The sequence below is a fragment of the Paenibacillus konkukensis genome, from assembly GCF_023523925.1.
GTDB lineage: Bacteria > Bacillota > Bacilli > Paenibacillales > NBRC-103111 > Paenibacillus_S > Paenibacillus_S doosanensis.
In genome coordinates this window covers 3,273,531-3,292,166 of record NZ_CP027059.1, presented here as the reverse complement: position 1 = coordinate 3,292,166, position 18,636 = coordinate 3,273,531, and the positions used below count along the sequence as shown (strand labels likewise).

Genomic DNA, 18,636 nt, shown 5'->3' with positions numbered 1-18,636 from the left:
TGCAGGGCGCTTCTTCGGAGGCGTCCTGTTTTTGTCTGGCGGCTAGTCGTTACAAGCGGGCATAGTATTGGCTTAAAGAATCGATAATTTCTGCGCAGTAAGCCGATTCTTCCTCTGTATTTTTGTCCTCGCCGTCTTCATCCTTCTGAATTTGCTCGAAGCGTTGGACAAGCGCATCGGTAACGAATTCGGCGCTGACGCCGTAATGCTTAATAATGGCAAATAAATCGTCCAGATTTTTATGGTTTTCTATAATTTCAGATAAGTGGCTCATAGGTTCTTCTGTTCTCCTTTAACTTTTCATGTTCGTTTAATGTCATTAGTGTTCGCGCCGCTACCCCGTTTTATGTGTTGAGAAGAATACTCCGTTTCCTTTGCGACCATGCTATGACTGATGACGTTGATAAAGGAGGACAATCGTAATGGCAAGAAGAAATAGGAACCGGCTGGTCGTGCCGAACGCCTCTGCGGGTATGGAACAGTTCAAGGGCGAAGTCATGCGCAGACAAGGCTATGAAGTAAATATGAACAGACCGGATGATGTGAAGTACGAGGTTGCGCGCTCGCTCGGCATTCCGCTGGAAGCTCAAGGCGGCAACGGGCAGCTGTCGACGGAGCAAGCAGGCAAGATCGGCGGACAAATCGGGGGAAGCATGGTGAAGGAAATGATCCGCATGGCTCAGCAAAAGCTGGCCGAGCAGCAAAAATAATCGAGGCACGATTGGTTGGATGCCCGGTTTGATCCGGATCAAGTTCATCGCAAGAGAAGGCAGCTTGAATAAGCCCGGAGGCATCTCCGGGCTTTGTCGTTGTTTAGGAAATGATGCGCAGCCATTTCCTGTGGATATCCGGGGGCTCCCCCGAAAGGAATGTCTACCCATAGAACGATCCCAGAGGCGAAGTGGGCGTTTTTTACCATCCTCTTAGAGCTGTTTGGAGACGTTCAGCAGTTCCGGCAAGGTGACGAGCTTGTAGCCCCGTGACTGAAGCGACTCGATGATGGTAGGCAGAGCGGCAACGGTGCCCGATAAATTTTGGCGAGGGCCGCCGCCGGAATGCTGAAGAACGATAGAGCCGGATGCGGCATGGCTCAATATGTTGTCGGTCACTTGCTCCTGGCTGAGCTGCTTCCAGTCTTTGGAGTCTACGTTCCAGTTGACGATAACGTAATTGTTTTTGGAAGCCCACAGCAGCTGGGATTCCAATATTTCCCCGTAAGGCGGACGAATCAGCCGCGGGGTGTAGCCGATCGCGTTTTTTACGATGATTTGCGTTTTGGCGATTTGCGATTGAAACTGCTCGACGGAGAGCTTCGTTAGTAAAGCATGGTTGTACGTATGGTTTCCTACGACATGTCCTTCCTTGTGCATTCGCTTTATTACCGCCGGATGTTTTTCCGCAAGGCGGCCAACGACGAAGAACGTCGCCCGAACATCGTATTTTTTCAATATGTCGAGCACCTGCAGCGTATATTTGGTATCCGGCGCATCGTCGAACGTAAGTGCGATCTGTTTGCTTTTCGAAGATCCCTTAAGCAGCAATAGATCGGGATATTTCTGAACGAGCTGAGCCAACGTCAGCCGTTTGGCGGCCGTGCTTTTTTTGGTGGCGGTGGACGCCGACTTTTCTTTGGCAACGGCTACCGGCTTTTTATCGGTTTGACGTACAGGTGCAGGTGCGGGAGATGCCTGCGTTTGCTCCGGAGGCTTCGCGGCCGAGGAGTCCTGTTGTCCCTGCTGCGAAGAATCGGAGACCGTAAGCTTGGGCATTTGCAGAGGAGCCTGGTCGGCAGGATCGGGCCGCACCGCTTTGGCTATATCTTGCTCTGTAAGGGCAGGGAACATAAGGTCGTCGGCAGAACGCGTCTCCCCTTGCCGGTTTTGCGTATGTAACGCCGGATTCGGCGCATTGTTGGACTGTGCGGGATGCTGCTCGCAACCCGAGATGCTAAAAACGGCAATAGACAGAAAAAGGGCCGTTTGCCGTAAAGACGGTTTCATGCGCTCTCCCCCTTGAACTATAGATAACCATTAGTCTTTGTGGAGGAGCGCAAGATTATCCTTCCCGAATAAATAATTTCCGGGCCGAGAAGCATGGTGAAAAAGTGAAATGAAAGAAATCCGGCTACAAGAACGAGTGGAAAGCTCTGACGACCGCAGGACACGACTAAATCATCACACTTCTAGGAAGAGTGGTGAAAAAAGAGCGGAGGGGCCATTTGAATCAGGAAAAGCGTAAGCGTTCGCCTTTGAAAACGGATTCTCTCCACAGAAAAACGAAAAAACAATCCAAAGAATCCGTTTGCAACAGCGATCGGAGGATCAAATGGACGCCGCAGCGGACTTTTTCACCGCCCTTCTAGACGCTTTCCGCGATCATTTTGACGGCGACGGCAAAGAACGTAATCCGCAGCACCCAGAGCAGCGCTTTACCGCTTAATTTGCCGGCGATTTTGGCGCCTAGCCAGCCGCCGACCAAAGCGCTTGGAGCAAGGCCAAGAACCATCCAGCCGTCGATTTCGCCCAGACTTAGATGGGTTACGGAGCCCATGATGGACGATAAAAAAATGACGAACATGGACGTTGCCGTCGCGACATGGGCAGGGTAACGGAACAAAATCACCATGGCGGGCACGAAGAGCGAGCCTCCGCCGATGCCGAACAGCCCGGAAATAAAGCCGACAATCAGTCCGATGGCGAGCGCTGGAACGATCCCGTAGCCGTATTCATGCCGCTTTCCTTGAGCGTCCGTAAAAGTTCTTTGGATGCTCCAGTTCACTTGCAGCGGCTTGATGTAGTCTCTTGCCACGAGCAGCGACGCCATCACCAGCATAAATAAGCCGAAGATGAGCTGAAACGATTGGGCGTTAACGAACTGGGTCGTATAGGAGCCGAGCATAGCTCCCGGGCCGCAAGTAATGAAATACAGCCAGCCGCTCCGGAAATCGACTCTTTTTTGCTTATAAAAAGTAATCGTGGAGGAAAACGCGGTGAAGATTAGCACGGCAAGCGAGGTGCCTACGGCAGTAGCAACGGATATATGCTGGCCGATGAACCAAGGTCCCAAATAAACGAGCGCAGGGACGATGATGACGCCGCCGCCTAAACCGACTAGACTGCCGAATGTAGCCGATAGCAAGCCGACAGCGGTATAAAAAAAGAACGACATAAAAAATAGACCTTCTTCCCTGGAGATGTCATGGACATTTTACCATATAGGGGAAGAAGATCACTAGAAGCGCGGTGAAAAAGCGCGGGCTTTACAGAGAAGCTACCGCAATCGGTTTATTGGGCAAGTAATGAATGGAACGGATGAAGCGCACGGTTTTCGTCTTGGCCCTCATGACGATGGAATGCGTTTCTGCGCGCTGGTTGCCCAAATACTGCACGCCGCCCAGAAATTCGCCGGGAGTGATGCCTGTGGCGGCGAAGATGACATCTTCGGTACCGACCATATCCTCCATGGAAAGCACTTTGTGCGGGTCCAAAATACCCATCTGCAGGCAGCGGTTATATTCTTCGTCATTGGACGGCATCAGTCGTCCTTGAAGCTCGCCTTCAAGGCAGGACAGCGCCGCGGCCGCCAGCACGCCTTCGGGAGCGCCGCCGGAACCGACGTACAGATCGATGCCGGATTCCGACAAAGCCGGCGCCATGGCCCCGGCTACATCGCCATCGCTGAGCAGCTTGATGCGGACCCCGACGCGGCGAAGCGTGCCGATCATATCCTGATGCCGATCGCGGTCGAGGATCATGACGGTCAAATTGCTGAGCGGCTTATCCAAACCATGGGCAGCCTTCTGAAGCGTGATCTCCAGAGGATCGCTCAGCGAGAGCTTGCCGGCAAGCGCCGGTCCTACGGCGAGCTTCTCCATGTACATATCCGGTGCATGCAGAAGGCAGCCTTTGTTGGCTATGGCGATAACGGCGAGAGCGTTGTTTAGCCCCTTGGCCACAAGCTCCGTCCCTTCCAGAGGATCGACGGCTACGTCTACTTCGGGCCCTTGCCCGTTGCCCACCTGCTCGCCGATATACAGCATGGGAGCCTCGTCCATCTCGCCTTCGCCGATCACGACGGTTCCCTGTACGGATACCGAATCGAACATTGTTCTCATCGCGGATGTGGCGGCTCCGTCGGCTTGAATTTTGTCGCCTCGACCCATCCATTGTGCGGCGGACAATGCAGCCAACTCCGTAACTCTAACGATTTCCAGCGCCAGTTCTCTTTCCATCTCTACTTTTCCTCCCGGTATCCGAATATTTCGTGATTATGTGTTGTTTATTGATCAAATAGGATACAATGATTACTGAATATAGTATAATAATTAAGGAATAAATGTGCAATATATTTTATAAAAACAGGTCACTATCGCGTCAAAAGTATGAATATAACGCCTTTAAAAGTAGGATGCGGTCAATTGAAAGGCCGAATTTCCGTTTAGAAGGGACGGTCTATTTGAAGGCGGCAAGCTATTATGGATTCAAGTTAGCCGCAATATTTGATACAATGCAGATAATCGTTAATGTTCGATACGATACGGACAGGGAGGTTATGGACATCGAACTGACTGCCAGACAACTACAAATTGTGGAATTTGTCAAACAACATGCCCCGATTACAGGGGAACAGATCGCAGAAATGCTCGGCTTAAGCCGTCCGACGCTTCGTTCGGATTTGGCTCTTCTCGTGATGCTTGGATACATTGACGCCAAGCCCAAAGTAGGGTATTCCCCCGGATCGGCGATGTCGACCGGAAGTCAGGCTTCCCGCCGATTGCAGGGGCTTAAAGTGAAAGATGTGCAGTCGATGCCGGTCATTGTGCGGGAGAACGCTTCGGTGCACGATGCGGTAGTAACGCTTTTTATGGAAAATGTAGGAAGTCTGATGGTGGTGGATGAAGAAAGCTGCTTATCCGGCGTCATTTCCCGTAAGGATTTGCTGAAATTTACGCTGGGCAATACGGCGGCGGCTTCGATGCCGGTCAGCATGGTCATGACCAGGGAGCCCAATGTCATTCATGTGCAGCCGGAGGATACGGTCATCGATGCGGCGCGCAAAATGATACATCATCAGGTCGACAGTCTACCGGTTGTCGTTCGCTCCAAGCATAATACCGCGAACGGAAGGCCGCGCTGGGATATTGTAGGCCGGGTGACGAAGACGATCATGACGCAGATTTTATTGGAGCTGGCAACGGAGCCGTAAGCTGCGGCAGGGGATAAAAGGTTAATGAGCAAATAAAGGAGAAGAGCCGGATGATGAAAGACGAGCAGCAATATCAAATAACGATTTGTTCGGATTCGGTTGGGGAGACGGCCGAGGCGGTAGTAAAAGCGACGATGCGCCAGTTCGATGCGCAGCAGGTCAAAACGAAACGAATCGGTCATATCAAGCATGAGGATGAGATCCGGGCGATTATGGAGGAAGCGGCGAAACGGGGCGGATTCGTAGCCTATACGCTCGTGCAGCCGGAGCTGAGGGAGATGATGAGAGAGGAAGCGATCCGCCTGGGCGTACGCGCGGTCGATATTATGGGGCCGATGATGCAGGCGTTTATCGATACTTTCAACGATTCGCCGAAGCGCAAGCCCGGATTGCTTCATGAGATGGATGAAGATTATTTCAAAAGGGTGGAAGCGATCGAATTCGCCGTAAAATGCGACGACGGACGCGACACGAGCTCGCTGTTAAAAGCGGATATCGTGCTTATCGGGGTTTCGCGGACTTCGAAGACGCCTCTCAGCATTTTTTTGGCGCATAAGGGAATGAAGGTGGCGAACCTGCCGCTTGTGCCCGAGGTCAAGCCTCCGAAAGAGCTGTTTATGCTCCCGGGCAACCGGATCGTCGGTCTTATTATGGATGCGGACAAACTGCTCAAAATCCGCACCGAACGGTTAAGGGCGGTCGGTTTGCCGTTCGGCGCCAAGTACGCGGCTATGGAGCGGATCGTCGAGGAGCTGGATTATGCGCAGAAGCTGATGAAGCAGGTCGGTTGTCCGATCATTAACGTGACGGATAAGGCAATTGAGGAAACAGCGGGCATTATTATGGGATATATACAGTAGTCTTATGGGAAAAACACACGGCATGCGGTCCGTTCCGGCGGATTTGCATGCTTGTTTGTCGTGGCGTAAAACGCGGGATTTATAGGGCGCGCTTATGCTACAATACTAATAAAAATATCCGGCTGATCGACAAAGAGCATATACCGGTTGCCCTAAAGCTGCGGTCGTTGCACAAGGCAATCAAGGCTATATCGATGGTGGTAAGAGCTTATCCCTGTTCGGGCGCACGAGCCCGCGGCGTCCGCTGTTCCCCGGGTTCTTGAGGCTTAGCACGTCTGTTGCGTATGCAAGCAACCAAATACAGCACGGACGGAACGATCAATTGCAACGTTATGTAAAAAAAGACCAGCGACGACGACAGCATCGCATTAAGCTGTTCCGCATTGGGGGCGACCCATTTGCTGTTCAGCGCGATCAGGAAGCCGACCGTAAACACCAGAGGCCGGTAGTCTGCGAGTTTCAGCCAATCGGCAATCATGATGACAAGCACATAATAGACGACGGATATTTTAATGAACATGCCGAGCACCCAGAAAGCCATGGCGAGAGCTTCCAGATGTTCCAGAAAATCGGCCAGGCTGACATAGCGCGCTCCCATCATGACCGGGTAGCTTTCGTCGGCGGTTAGCTTGCCCAATAAAAAAAGAGCGACAATGTTGGTTATAACCATCGACATCATGACGATCAGTACGGAAATGCTGCTCCATTTCATAATCTTGCCGCGGTCTTGCCGGGCGACGAAAGGAATCAGAATGACAAGATCGATATACTCGCTGTACCAGGTCAATGTCGGAACGGCTCCAAGCAAGGACGGTTTGAGTCCATACTCAAACATCGGGAACATGTTATGCGGATCGAAATCGGGTATTAGCAGCAGAAAAATGAAAAACAAAATGATCATGGCGATCGGAACGAAAATGAGCGCGCAGCGGGCTAAAACTTCGATGCCGCTTCGCACAGCCAGCGCGCTGATAAATACCATGCTGAACGTTACCACTTGCATCGGCGTCTTATTTAAAAAAGCGCCCATTATAAATTCGCCGTATTCTCTAACGATAATGCCGTCATTAATAAAATAAGAGAATATTAGGATCAAACCAAGCAGTTTACCGGGGATTCGGCTAATAATGCGTTCGCTGTATTGAATCAGGTTTTGCCCGGGATAAAATTGAAACAGCTTATACGAAACATACACTATGAATAGCCCGGTAACGCACGCCAAAATCGGAGAACACCATAAATCCCGGCCCGCATATTTGGCGGCGACGGAAGGCAGTACGAGAATTGCCGTAGCTACTACCGTAGGAATCATCATGACGGCCAATTGAAAGGCGGAGATTTTACCTTTATCGATCATTTAGGAGACATCTCCTATTCTTCGTTCTTGTATTTTATTGTATCCTTGACGGCAAAGCGTTAAACAGCGAGCGGGTCCAATCATATTGGTCTACCGGCGGGAGGAAAGGATGAGATGAACGCAATGCAACTATTGTCGCTTAATGTCGGCAAGCCGATCGTGATCGATTATAACGGCAAGCCTGTGGAGACGGGAATATATAAGCAGCCGACGGAACACGCCGTCTATTTGTCCGCTGTGCAGCTGGAAGGAGACGGTCAAGCGGATAGGGTCAACCATGGAGGCGAGGACAAGGCGTTGTGCGTATACAGCGCCGGCCGTTACGGCTACTGGAGAGAGCGGCTGAATTTGGAGCTGCCTTACGGCGCCTTCGGGGAAAATTTTACGGTATCGGGAATGCTGGAGCAGGAGGTGCATATCGGGGATATATTCCAATTGGGAGAAACCGTTGTACAGATTAGTCAGCCGCGGCAGCCCTGTTTCAAATTGGGTAAGAAACATAATGAGCCTACTTTGCCGATGCAGGTGCAGGAAACCGGCTATTCGGGATATTATTTCCGGGTGCTTGAAACGGGATATGTGCAGCAGGGACAGAGTTTTAAGCTGGTGCAGCGCGATGCTGCGGGAATCAGCATTGCGGAAGCGAATCGGGTGAAGTATCATGATAAGCGCGATTGGGATGCCATAAATGCACTGCTCTCCGTAGAGGCGCTTTCGGACAGCTGGCGCGCTTCGCTGCAAAAACGGTTGGATGAACGGGACAAGCAAGGTTAGATCAAGCTAAAGAAGGGGAAGCAAGCATGACGACAGGCATATACGAAGGTCTTACGGGAGTCCTGTTGGCCGGAGGGCGAAACCGGCGGATGGGCGGGAAGATGAAGGCGCTGCTGCCCTTGAACGGGCAACTGTTCGTAGAGCGGCAGCTGGCAGAGCTCGGGGCGCTGTGCAGCGAGATTTTGATTGTGGCGAACGAGCCCGCACAATTGGAGCCGCTGCTGCCCGGCTACGGTCCGCCGACGCGGATCATTCCCGATCTGCATCCGGGCTGCGGGCCGCTCGCCGGGCTGCAGGCGGCGATGGCGCAGGCATCCGGCAAGCTGCTGTGGGTCGTCGCTTGCGATATGCCTTATGTCTCCGCAGCCGCCGCCGGAGCGATGGCGGAGCTGCTTGCGGACGGCGCGGAGGCTGCGGATGCGATCGTACCGCAGCTTGCCGGGAAGCTGCAGCCGCTGCATGCGCTGTATCGCGCGCGCTGCCGTTTCGTTGTGGACGCTCTGCTGGCAGAGCGGCAGTATAAAGTAATGGAGCTGCTGAGCAGGATCAGCTGCAAGACGGCGGACGAGCATTTCTTCGCAGCGAGGGGGATTGCGGCCGACTTTGCCGTCAACGTCAATGAGCCCGCAGACTACGAGAAGCTAATTCCATAACGAGAGCAAGGCGAAGCCCTGCGCTGCGCAGAATGTCGCAAATAGGAGGATAAGACCGATGTCCAGATTCAGGTTCCAGCGCACAACGATTCAGGTTGAAGAGGCTCAGCGGGCTATATTGGAGCACATACGCTTACAGCGCACGGAATGGGTCGATCTGGAGGACAGCTTCGGGCGCAGGCTGGCAGCGCCGGTGGCGGCGGACCATCCGGTGCCGCATTTTCGCCGGTCGGGCGTGGACGGCTATGCGGTTCGCTGTGCCGACACCGCAGCGGCGTCTCCCGAGCGTCCTGCCGTGCTTGAAGTTGTCGAGTGCGTCACGTCCGGGACGCTTCCCCTCCGCCGCGTCGGTCCGGGTCAAGCCGCCCGCATTATGACGGGGGCCGTCGTGCCGGAAGGGGCCGATGCGGTCGTGATGCTGGAGATGACCGCGCCGGCGGAGCGGGAAGGGGCGGTGTGCATCCGCCGGAGGATGGCGGATGGAGACAATATTACCGCAATCGGGCAAGAGACGCCCTGCGGGGACATTCTGCTCATGCCCGGCAGAATCATTGAAGCGGGTGAGGCGGCTATATTGGCCGCGTTCGGCTACGCGCGCGTTCCCGTGTACTGCAAGCCAAGGGTAGCTATCTGCTCGACCGGCTCCGAGCTGCTAGCCGTCGGTTCGCCGCTGGAACCGGGGAAAATCCGCAACAGCAACGGCTATATGCTGGCTGCTCAGGTTAGAGCCGCTGGAGGGGAGCCGGTGATTATGCCGGCGCTGCCCGACGAACCGGAGCTGGTCGAGAAAGAGCTGCTCGCTCTCATGGACCGGTTCGACTGCGTCGTAACGAGCGGGGGCGTGTCCGTGGGTGACAAGGACGTGATGGCGAGCGTATTCGAACGATGGGAAGGCCGCCTCCTGTTTAACAAGGTAGCCATGCGGCCGGGAAGCCCTACATCCGCGGGCGTATGGCAGGGCAAGCTGCTTTTCGCGCTTTCGGGCAATCCCGGCGCCTGCTTCGTCGGCTTCGAGCTGTTCGCAAGGCCATTTTTGCGCGGGCTTCTGGGACATCCCTCGCCGCTGCCTAAGGAGGCGAAGGCGAGCTTGGTCGCCGATTATTCCAAAGGCTCGGCCTATCCGCGATACGTAAGAGGCAAACTCGAGACGACAGACGACGGCAAGCTGCAGGCAAAGCCCGCCGGTGCGGATAAATCGAGCATAATGGTATCGATCAAAGATGCCGAATGCCTGATTCTGATCCCTGCCGGAGGGCGCGGCGCGGCTGCCGGACAGCTTGTCTGCGTTCTGCTGCTGCAGGAAACGAAATAAGCACGGTATGAAAGAACCCCCCGCTAACAGCGAACGCTTTAGCGGGGGATTAAATTAGCTATTAATATAAGAAGCCGCGAGAAACAATAACCAGCAAAATGAACAATACAAGGATCACGCCTGTGCTTGTAAAAACTCCGCCTACACCGCTCATTTGAAATCCCCCTTTCAGAAGACATACTATATCATATGTCAGGGAGATGAATGCTGATTGGACTTAAGCCTCTTTTTTAGGAGAAAAACTGTTGTCCTTACGGGAAATACAACGATCCGTTCGGCTGGGGGAAAGCATTAATAAGTGGCGCCTCCTTGAAGAAAACGGTTTTCCCATTGCGTTCCTGCGATAGAATCGATCCGGACGCCGCCGGAAGTCTGGGAGTAGGTGTGCAGTATTTTACCGTCCCCCAAATAAATCGCCACATGAGTAACAGTCTCCTTGCTTCTGTCAATTCCTGCGTAATCGGCCGCCGAGTAGCCCTTGTACGACATAAAGAACATCAGATCCCCCTTGTTCAGCTTATGCCAATCCGCTGTCGTTTTGCCGATCGATTTCACGTAATCCGCCTGGCTGCGCGAGTCTCCCGGAAGCTGCTGGCCGATACCGTCCAAATAGGCTTGCCGGACAAAATCGGAGCAGTCAAACGTCGAGGTGTCCGAACGGCTGGAGCCGAACTCGTATGGAGTGCCCAAATAGTTCATTCCCGCGGCAATGACGCGGTCAGCCGCCACGGCGTGATCCAATTTTTTGTAGGGTTCTACGTACGTCGTGGATATGTATTTGGAGCTGGTGCTGACGTAGCCTGTCACCCCGTTTTGATCCTGCACGTTGTACCAATAATCGTTCACTTTATTAATGATGAGAACTTTTTCGCCGCTTTGCAAGTACCGTATCCGGCTGGCATCGGCGTTCGGTTCGGTTCGGAAGGAGACGGAGCTTACGATCGTCGCATTAGGAGGCGAGGGCAGAACCGGCTCCTGCTGATCTCCGTTGTCCCCGAAGGCGGTATCGATGTACTGCGCATTGGTGCTGACATAACCGACTTTTTGGTCTTTATCCTCTATTTTGTACCAATAATCGTTCACTTTCTCCAAAACTAATACAAGCTCTCCCTTTTGCAAATACCGCATGCGGGCTGCATCGGTGGAAGGCCCCGTGCGAAACGATACGCTGCTGAGCACAATCCCGTTAGGCTTGTCGGCGGCTGCTGCGGTTTTCAACCGGACGTATGTCGACGAGGAAGATACATAGCCGGTGACGCCTTTGGAGTCTTTGACCTGAAGCCAGCTGCTGTTCACGGTTTGCATCACTTCGAGCGTTTCCCCAGGCTGCAGATAACGAATGCGCTTTCCGGATGTCGAAGGCTGATCGCGGAAGTTGACGGTTTGAACGATCTCTGCCGTCTGTGCGGGGGCGGAAGAAGCCAAGGCTTGCAGTGGGATGACGGTTAAAGAGATGGCGGTGCCAAGAAACAGGGCGAGCAGCTTTTTGTTCATGAGGTGACCTCCGTGTTCGGATGATAGATTTTATCGAAGCAGACCTTTCCTTGATTCTCAGAATCTGCCTCTTGAGGGGATCATAACATAGCCTTTTTCAATAATTGAGTTGTAAAATATGGCATATCCCGGCGACGGATGTCGATGCGATGGGTATTTAGGTTCATATGAAAAAGGTCTTACGGCGGATGCGAAATAAAAGCTTCGGTCTATTTTATTGGTTTCCGAACCATGGATTAACGGAAAGCCGCCTTATATCCAAAACAGGCAGGGCGGGCGAACAAAAAATCAGGTCTGAAGACATGGTCGAAACTTGCGGATTAACCGCGAGAAATGCAGAATATACGTTCTTATTTTTGGATTTTGGAATTTCATGGGATATATAAGGAAAAATGCCTATTAACTTGTATGAAGTTTTCTTTCATAATGTTAAATAATAGAGGAAAATATGTTTCAGATTTTTGCGGGATAGGCAGGATTACTTATCTTCTAAAGCTAATATGTATTAGGTACTCGGTGGAATGGTGCGTTTCTCCGGAGCGTGATTGATTGCATGAACCTATCTTTGTTACGTAGGGAGGCGTGCTTGACGTTTGAATCATTTGCTATTGAATGTGCTGATTATTTGGGCATGCATTTTTTTGTATCAAATGTTGTGGCTGGAGCGGATGAATCGCGACTCGAAGCGCGATAAAATCGTGTTCACGGTAATTATAGCTGTTGGAATAGCGGCTTGCATGTCGTTTCCGATCTGTTATTTTCCCGAGTATCCGTTCGATCTGCGCGGAGTTTTGCTGATGATCGGAAGCTTATACGGCGGGCTTAACGCCGGCGTCGTTCTGGCGCTGTTTACTATAACGGTCAGAATGGTCCAAGGGATGGGCGGCTTATGGACGATGATTCTCGTCGTGCTGCTTGCTTGCGTCTTGATTTCGCTCTTTATTCGATATTATTCCCGCTTAAAGATGAGCGGAAGGCTGATCGCCGGGGCGGCTCTTGCCGGTGGAAGCGGCGTGCTCACTATCGCCATGGTTTCCGCGTTACGGCAAAACGACGCCTATTTATGGAGCTATCCATTATTCGGTCACGTTATTATGTTCGGTTTATTGCACGCGGGTTCAGCATATATCAGCATTTATTTCATCGAGAAAATGAAGGAAAATGCGCAGATGCGGGCGGAAATCAGGCAGCGGGAGAAGATGGACATGCTGGGGGAGCTGGCCGCTTCCGTCGCTCACGAAATCCGCAATCCGATGACGGTCGTGCGCGGGTTCATGCAGCTTATGAACGGGCATAGCTTTGCGCTGAAACGATTTAACGAATACGCTCCGATGATTATTGAGGAGCTGGATCGAGCCGAGTCGATTCTGAGCGATTATCTGTCGTTCGCCAAGCCGCAGGAAACGGCCTGGGAGCGGATTGATTTGTCAGGTCAGCTATCGCATGCGGTACATACGGTCACTCCTTATGCTCATATGAATCAGGTAGAAATCCAGACGTATTGGCAAACTTCGCTGTCGATTATTTATGACCGCAAAAAGTTCGGGCAGTTAATTGTCAACCTGTTAAAAAACGGGATCGAAGCTATGCCTGACGGAGGGATGCTGGACGTGGAGCTGTACCGGGAGGAAGGACATGCCGTCATTCGGATTTTGGACAAAGGGATCGGGATGACGGAGGAGGAGCTCGGGCGGCTAGGCTCGTTATTCTATTCCACCAAAACGAAAGGGACCGGGATCGGCATCATGATATGTTATAAAATAATTGAGGCGGCAGGCGGGACGATCCGCTTCGACAGCAAAAAGCTCGAAGGAACGACCGTCACGATCCGGCTGCCGCTAGCGACGGAACTAAGCAGGGAGGAACTACAATGAAAACATACGAAATCCGCAATATTCCGCGGGAACAATTTGCCGACAGCTTGGCCTTGTCTGAATTTGCCTTTCAATACGAAATTCCGCCCGAGGAGCGGGAGAACAGGATGGCGCTGCTGAAGGAGCGGGAGTGCTGGGGGGCATTCGTCGGCGGAAAGCTGGCGGCCCGCATGACGATTCACGGGCTGCATACGTGGATTCTAGGGCGTCGTATGGCTATGGGAGGCGTCGCTTCCGTTGCGACATGGCCCGAATACCGCCGCGGCGGTATGGTAGCGTCGCTGCTGGGCAATGCGCTGAAGGTGATGCGCGAGGAAGGCCAGGCCGTTTCGTTTCTGCACCCGTTTCAATTTGCGTTCTACCGCAAATACGGCTGGGAGACGTACACGGAAACGAAGAAGTACGAAATTCCGACGGAGCTGCTGCCCAAACTGCCGCCGCAGCCCGGACGCGTGGAGCGGACGGCTTGGGACGAAGCTCTGATCGCTCCGCTCTATACGGCATATGCCAGGCGCTATAACGGCACGCTCGACCGCGACGCATCGTGGTGGAAGAACCGGATTGTGGCGAATAAAAAAGGCGTCTTCGCCGTCTACTATGACAGCGAAGGCGAGCCTTCGGGGTATGTGCACTACATGGTCAGAGAGCGGCATTGCAGAATTCACGAGCTTGTCTATCTTCATCAGGAAGCGTGGAAGGGACTGTGGAAATTTATTGCCGATCACGACTCGATGATCGATAAAGTGACTTGGAGCGCGCCCGCCGACGACAGATTGACATTCCAACTGGACAACCCGCGCGTCAAGCAGGAGATCCAGCCATATTTCATGGCGAGGATCGTGGATGTGAAGCAGTTCGTGAAGCAGTACCCGTTCGCTCCTATAGGCGGAGACGGCGCCCGTATGCGGCTGCAGATAAGCGATGCGCAGGCCGGATGGAACGACGGCGAATTTCTGCTGCAAGTTTCCGCGGACGGGCAGGCGGAAGCCGTCAAGCTTCCCGCAGGGGAATCGGCGGCCGGTCTGCCGGCCGCCAGTTGCGGTATCGGCACGCTTGCCGCGATGCTGACAGGCTACCAACGGCCGTCCTATTTGCGCGAAATAGGACGGCTCGATGGAGACGAAGAAGCCGCCTTCCTGCTGGAGCGGCTTATCCCGGTGCGGTCGACGTATTTGCCGGATTTTTTCTAAAAGCGCGGCGCAGGGCTACTTCATATAAACCTGCAGCCCGTGCTGCTGCAGGAACAGATCCGGCTTTTCCGGACAATCGAATACGTACGGCTTGCCCTCACTGCTGAATACGAGCAGGTGAGGGCTTTCTTTTTCCTGCGGGTCGACGAATAAGTAGATCTCCGCGGCTTGAAAGGAAAGCCATTTGTGGCTGACCGGCAGCGGGGGATCGAGCGGAATATGGACGACGATGCCCGTTTCGGCCTCGATGCGCGACCGCTCGGAGAGCCGCCGAACCGCTCTGAGCCAATGGTCCGCCTGTTCTCTGAAGGCGGGAGAGTTGGGCAGGGTCGCTACGACCTGTTCCTTCTGGACGTCAAATACTTGAATCGGAGCTTGCGAAGCGGCGCTTGCGGCGTTCGGAGCGAGCGGGAAGCCCATCGTTAATGCCGCGAAGCATAAACATAAGGCCAAGCCCCGACGGAGCCGGCGCAAAATACGGATAGTCAGGCGTTTCACGGTATGTATTCTCCTATTCTTTCAACGATTGATTCGCGGAGCTAGAAGGACGCCTATCACCCGCGGGTCTAGCCGTAGTATGGTCCAACCGGGCGCTTTTCATCCCCGGCGGATGGCGGTATGCCGGCCTTGAGGCTTTGTACGGCGCAGCATTTGACTAAGGTCTATCCGCCTACTCGACTTTGGTCTAGGTTTAAAAACCGCCGCAGGTCCGTTTTGGAAAAACGCTAAACCACCTAAAATAAAGACATGAACGAACGACATCACAACGAAAGGCGGTGAATACATAAATGAGACTGAATCGACACAGCGGACTGGCGCTTCTCTTGATCTTCTTCGGAGCCCTCATCTTACTGAACAAGTTTGGCTTTCATACCGGACATGTTATGAGTTACGTGTTTCCGGTGGCCATTGCCGGATTAGGTTGGTTGGGTATCAAAAACGGACGCTCCGTAATCGGTTGGATCTTGCTCGTATTCGGAGGGTTGTTGCTTCTTGGCAAATTGTCCGGATTGATCGCAATTGCCGTTGCCATCGGATTTATCTGCTACGGCGTCACTTTGCTGAAAAATAAATCGGGCGGCGCTTATTAAGTTGAATGACCGGGTTGTCAATGCCCGCACAGAATGTAACGAAATACATGTAAAAGGTGGTTAGAGCATGAGCTTGGGCAAACGATTCAGAGACATTACCGTTGCAACGTTTAACGACATGCTGGAGCAATCGGAAGATCCGGTTCGCCTGATCGATAAATATTTGAGCTCGCAAGCCGAGCAAATCCGCGAATCGGAGAAGCTGCTGCAGCAATGCTTATCCCACGCCGCATCGCTGCGGCAGGAATATATGAGTGCGGCGCAGCTGAAAGAACGCCGCGAGCAGCAAGCGCTGATCGCCCTGAAGGCGGGCGAGGAGGAAGTGGCCCGCATCGCGCTGCAGGAGAAGCTGCAGCAGGAGGAACGCAGCGTGCAGTACAAGGCGCTGTACGAGCAAAGCAAGCTCGGCATCGTCGAGCTGGAGGAGCAGCTGCAGCAGCTGAAGGCGGACTTCGAGGAAGTGGCCGCCAAGCGCAGCTACTACATCGCAAGGCTTGAGAGCGTACGCTTGCAGCAGCGCATGAACGAGCGGCTGCGCGGCATGGGCGGCGGCCACGGTTCCACGCCGCCGCGGATGTTCGACCGGCTGGAAGAACGCGTATCCGACATGGAGATGACTGCGCGCACGCTGCGCGAGGTGCGCGGCCAAACCCGCGACGCGCTGCTGTCGGTAGGCAATGCCGCATCGCAAGCGCTGGAGAGTGAAATGGCCAAACTAAAATCTAAATTGCAGCAGGAGGGCTGGATGCGATAATGACCAGAATCTACCGTTCACGCACCGACCGTAAAGTAGCCGGCCTCTGCGGCGGGTTATCCGATACGTTAGGGATCGATTCCAATATACTGCGTTTGATTGTTGTCGTGACTACCTTTTTCTCGGCCGGAGTGGTGATTCCACTGTACTTCCTGGCGACGTTGGTTATTCCGACGGAGCCGTATCCGGATGGCACTTACGGGCCGAGAGGCTACGGAGGCGCGGGCCGCTGGAACGGCGGCGAGGCTGAGTGGGGCGGACGTTTCGACGGATCGCGCAGACATCACGGCAGAGACCGCGGAAGACATCATGGACAGGAAGGCCATTACGATCAAGCCGGCAGCGGCTATCAAGGCGGACAAGCGCAAGGGCAGCAGGCCGGTTCAAATCTGGACGATATGATGAAAGACATCGAGAAGAAGGCTATGTGGAAAGAAATCGAAGAACTGCGGGCTAAGGTGGCCAATTACGAAAAACAACAACAATCCAAAGGAGATGTTTAATGATGGGAGTATTTTCTAGAATTAAAGATATGACGAAGGCTTCGATGCATGAGCTGCTGGATAAAGTGGAAGACCCGATCATTATGCTGAATCAATATCTTCGCGATATGGAAGAGGAGATCGCCCAGGCCGAGGTGACGGTAGCCCGTCAAATCGCCAACGAGCGCAAAGTGAAAGAGCGCTGGGATGAAGCGGTTCGCCTGACGTCGCAGCGCGAAGAGCAAGCGAAGGAAGCGCTGAAAAGCGGCCAAGAAGCGACAGCCCGTCAGGCGCTGGAGCAAAAGCTGTACTACGAAGGCAAAGCGGTCGAATATGCGGAGATGCACGCCCAGTCGAAAGCGCAGGCGGAAGAGCTGGTACAGCAGCTGCATGAGATGAAGGATGCTTTTTATCAAATGCGCAACAAACGCAGCGAATTGATCTCTCGCGCTCAGCTGGCCAAGGCTAAAAAGCAAATGGCCGAAGTGACCTCAAGCAACGTCATCGAAGGCGGCAATGCCGTCAAAGGCTTCCGCCGGATGGAAGACAAAATTTTATCGCTGGAGGTCGAGGCGGAAATAGCCCGCAAGCCTTATGTAGGCACCTCTTATGCCGGATCGGCATTCGGCGGGCAGGGTGCAGCCGGTTATGCGTCGGCGGACCCGGCCAAGCAGCAAAAGGTGGACGATCAGCTGCAGCTTCTGAAAGAAAAGCTGAGCGCCGAACAGTCCCAATAAGCAGGGCCGCCGGATAAAATCCGCTTTGAGGCCATAGTAAATTATGATATGCTAGGAAAGGCAAAAAGCCATAGGGCAGGCAAGGCCGCCGCTATGGCTTTTAGCTCCTATGGCAAAGCGACCCGAGAATCGGCATAAGAAGGGAGGCAGCACGGATGAAGAGAAACTGGAGACATCGAAACAATAACCGGAACGTGGCTCTAATCTTGATTGGAGTGGGCATTTATCTGCTCTTCAACAACCACTTCGGTTTTTTCACCGTGATGGCCCTTCTGTTTATTCTTTTCGGCATTAATAAAATCCGTTCGGCTTCGATACGCAAAGGCTATATTTTTATCGGAATCGGGCTGGTCATTCTGATCGGAGGGAATCTCTCTCTCCTGCTGTCTGTCGTGCTGATTTCTTTAGGATATTTCTATATACGCTCCAGACAATTGCAGCGGGACGACAAATATGTCCGCAAGCAGTCGCTGATCGATAGCATCCGCTGGGGCAGAGAACCATGGGTGCTGCGCAGCAGCTCGATCTGGAACGTGCTCGGCGAGCTGCAGATCGACTTGACGTACGCGATTCCCGAACAGCCGGAAACGACGATCGTGCTGCAGGGCGTTATCGCCGATGTAGACATTATCGTGCCGGAGGATATGGGGCTTTCGGTCACGGCTTGGGTGCTGTTCGGACAATCCGATATCGGTCCCAATAAAGAAGCGGGAGTGTTCAATAAAACCGTTTGGCAATCGGCCAACTATGAAACGGCGGATACGCGGGTCGAGCTGCTGATCACCTATGTTGTAGCCGACATTGATATCAAAGTGGTGTAATGAAGCGCGTTGGCATAATCTGAGAATCCCCG

Annotated in this window: 21 protein-coding genes; 13 read left to right on the top strand and 8 right to left on the bottom strand. The window is 53.3% G+C overall.

Features of this window, described 5'->3' with window-relative positions; genetic code table 11:
- Positions 1–49: 49 nt before the first annotated feature.
- Positions 50–274 (bottom strand): hypothetical protein, encoded by a 225-nt coding sequence (locus tag SK3146_RS14055; RefSeq protein ID WP_249865631.1) that lies wholly within the window; start codon positions 272–274, stop codon positions 50–52.
- A gap of 148 nt (positions 275–422) precedes the next feature.
- On the opposite strand from SK3146_RS14055, the gene SK3146_RS14050 reads away from it, so the two are divergent.
- Entirely contained in the window at positions 423–710 is a 288-nt protein-coding gene (locus SK3146_RS14050; protein ID WP_249865630.1) for an alpha/beta-type small acid-soluble spore protein, read from the top strand.
- Positions 711–923: 213 nt separating this feature from the next.
- On the opposite strand, the gene SK3146_RS14045 is transcribed toward SK3146_RS14050, so the two are convergent.
- The 3 genes from SK3146_RS14045 to glpX all read right to left on the bottom strand — a co-directional run bounded on the left by SK3146_RS14045 (position 924) and on the right by glpX (position 4,231).
- Complete coding sequence (locus SK3146_RS14045; RefSeq protein ID WP_249865629.1) at positions 924–2,000, bottom strand: polysaccharide deacetylase family protein; 1,077 nt, start codon at positions 1,998–2,000, stop codon at positions 924–926.
- Positions 2,001–2,358: 358 nt separating this feature from the next.
- On the bottom strand, positions 2,359–3,168 hold the full coding sequence (locus tag SK3146_RS14040) for a sulfite exporter TauE/SafE family protein (RefSeq protein WP_249865628.1): 810 nt from the start codon (positions 3,166–3,168) through the stop codon (positions 2,359–2,361).
- 91 nt (positions 3,169–3,259) lie between these two features.
- On the bottom strand, positions 3,260–4,231 hold the full coding sequence (gene glpX, locus SK3146_RS14035) for a class II fructose-bisphosphatase (RefSeq protein ID WP_249865627.1): 972 nt from the start codon (positions 4,229–4,231) through the stop codon (positions 3,260–3,262).
- 320 nt (positions 4,232–4,551) lie between these two features.
- Between glpX and SK3146_RS14030 the strand changes: the two genes are divergently transcribed.
- Both SK3146_RS14030 and SK3146_RS14025 read left to right on the top strand, forming a co-directional pair.
- Positions 4,552–5,205, top strand: a complete 654-nt coding sequence (locus SK3146_RS14030; RefSeq protein ID WP_249865626.1) for a transcriptional regulator CcpN — start codon at positions 4,552–4,554, stop codon at positions 5,203–5,205.
- Positions 5,206–5,258: 53 nt separating this feature from the next.
- Positions 5,259–6,065 carry a pyruvate, water dikinase regulatory protein gene (locus tag SK3146_RS14025; RefSeq protein ID WP_249866295.1) on the top strand — a complete coding sequence of 269 codons (807 nt, stop codon included), beginning with the start codon at positions 5,259–5,261 and terminating at the stop codon, positions 6,063–6,065.
- A gap of 208 nt (positions 6,066–6,273) precedes the next feature.
- Here SK3146_RS14025 and SK3146_RS14020 read toward each other — a convergent pair whose 3' ends face one another.
- Entirely contained in the window at positions 6,274–7,422 is a 1,149-nt protein-coding gene (locus SK3146_RS14020; protein ID WP_249865625.1) for a GerAB/ArcD/ProY family transporter, read from the bottom strand.
- Positions 7,423–7,536: 114 nt separating this feature from the next.
- Here SK3146_RS14020 and SK3146_RS14015 point away from each other — a divergent pair, with 114 nt between their 5' ends.
- From SK3146_RS14015 to SK3146_RS14005, 3 genes are read left to right on the top strand one after another with little or no spacing between them, the layout of a single operon-like run.
- Positions 7,537–8,196, top strand: a complete 660-nt coding sequence (locus SK3146_RS14015) for an MOSC domain-containing protein (protein WP_434006875.1) — start codon at positions 7,537–7,539, stop codon at positions 8,194–8,196.
- 26 nt (positions 8,197–8,222) lie between these two features.
- Positions 8,223–8,849 (top strand): molybdenum cofactor guanylyltransferase, encoded by a 627-nt coding sequence (mobA, locus tag SK3146_RS14010; RefSeq protein WP_249865624.1) that lies wholly within the window; start codon positions 8,223–8,225, stop codon positions 8,847–8,849.
- Positions 8,850–8,907: 58 nt separating this feature from the next.
- Positions 8,908–10,161: a molybdopterin molybdotransferase MoeA gene (locus SK3146_RS14005; RefSeq protein WP_249865623.1), complete on the top strand. Its 1,254-nt coding sequence runs from the start codon at positions 8,908–8,910 to the stop codon at positions 10,159–10,161.
- A gap of 61 nt (positions 10,162–10,222) precedes the next feature.
- Here SK3146_RS14005 and SK3146_RS14000 read toward each other — a convergent pair whose 3' ends face one another.
- Positions 10,223–10,315 (bottom strand): YjcZ family sporulation protein, encoded by a 93-nt coding sequence (locus SK3146_RS14000; protein ID WP_249865622.1) that lies wholly within the window; start codon positions 10,313–10,315, stop codon positions 10,223–10,225.
- A 137-nt stretch (positions 10,316–10,452) separates the two neighbouring features.
- On the bottom strand, positions 10,453–11,655 hold the full coding sequence (locus SK3146_RS13995; RefSeq protein WP_249865621.1) for a C40 family peptidase: 1,203 nt from the start codon (positions 11,653–11,655) through the stop codon (positions 10,453–10,455).
- A gap of 593 nt (positions 11,656–12,248) precedes the next feature.
- Here SK3146_RS13995 and SK3146_RS13990 point away from each other — a divergent pair.
- Together SK3146_RS13990 and SK3146_RS13985 are read left to right on the top strand one after the other, a co-directional pair.
- Positions 12,249–13,529: an ATP-binding protein gene (locus SK3146_RS13990; protein WP_249865620.1), complete on the top strand. Its 1,281-nt coding sequence runs from the start codon at positions 12,249–12,251 to the stop codon at positions 13,527–13,529.
- A complete protein-coding gene (locus tag SK3146_RS13985; protein WP_249865619.1) occupies positions 13,526–14,719 on the top strand; it encodes a GNAT family N-acetyltransferase in 1,194 nt (397 codons plus the stop codon). Before SK3146_RS13990 ends, SK3146_RS13985 begins: the two co-directional genes overlap by 4 nt.
- A 15-nt stretch (positions 14,720–14,734) precedes the next feature.
- Here SK3146_RS13985 and SK3146_RS13980 read toward each other — a convergent pair whose 3' ends face one another.
- The gene (locus SK3146_RS13980; RefSeq protein WP_249865618.1) at positions 14,735–15,217 is read right to left on the bottom strand and encodes a hypothetical protein; all 483 of its coding nucleotides are present in this window, start codon (positions 15,215–15,217) and stop codon (positions 14,735–14,737) included.
- A gap of 290 nt (positions 15,218–15,507) precedes the next feature.
- Here SK3146_RS13980 and SK3146_RS13975 point away from each other — a divergent pair, with 290 nt between their 5' ends.
- The 5 genes from SK3146_RS13975 to liaF all read left to right on the top strand — a co-directional run bounded on the left by SK3146_RS13975 (position 15,508) and on the right by liaF (position 18,604).
- On the top strand, positions 15,508–15,810 hold the full coding sequence (locus SK3146_RS13975) for a LiaF transmembrane domain-containing protein (protein ID WP_249865617.1): 303 nt from the start codon (positions 15,508–15,510) through the stop codon (positions 15,808–15,810).
- Positions 15,811–15,877: 67 nt separating this feature from the next.
- Positions 15,878–16,564, top strand: a complete 687-nt coding sequence (locus tag SK3146_RS13970; protein ID WP_249865616.1) for a PspA/IM30 family protein — start codon at positions 15,878–15,880, stop codon at positions 16,562–16,564.
- Positions 16,564–17,067 (top strand): PspC domain-containing protein, encoded by a 504-nt coding sequence (locus SK3146_RS13965; protein WP_249865615.1) that lies wholly within the window; start codon positions 16,564–16,566, stop codon positions 17,065–17,067. Before SK3146_RS13970 ends, SK3146_RS13965 begins: the two co-directional genes overlap by 1 nt.
- Before the next feature lie 2 nt (positions 17,068–17,069).
- Positions 17,070–17,783, top strand: a complete 714-nt coding sequence (locus tag SK3146_RS13960; RefSeq protein ID WP_249866293.1) for a PspA/IM30 family protein — start codon at positions 17,070–17,072, stop codon at positions 17,781–17,783.
- Between the two features lie 155 nt (positions 17,784–17,938).
- Positions 17,939–18,604, top strand: coding sequence for a cell wall-active antibiotics response protein LiaF (liaF, locus tag SK3146_RS13955; protein WP_249865614.1), 666 nt, complete (start codon positions 17,939–17,941; stop codon positions 18,602–18,604).
- Positions 18,605–18,636 lie beyond the last annotated feature (32 nt).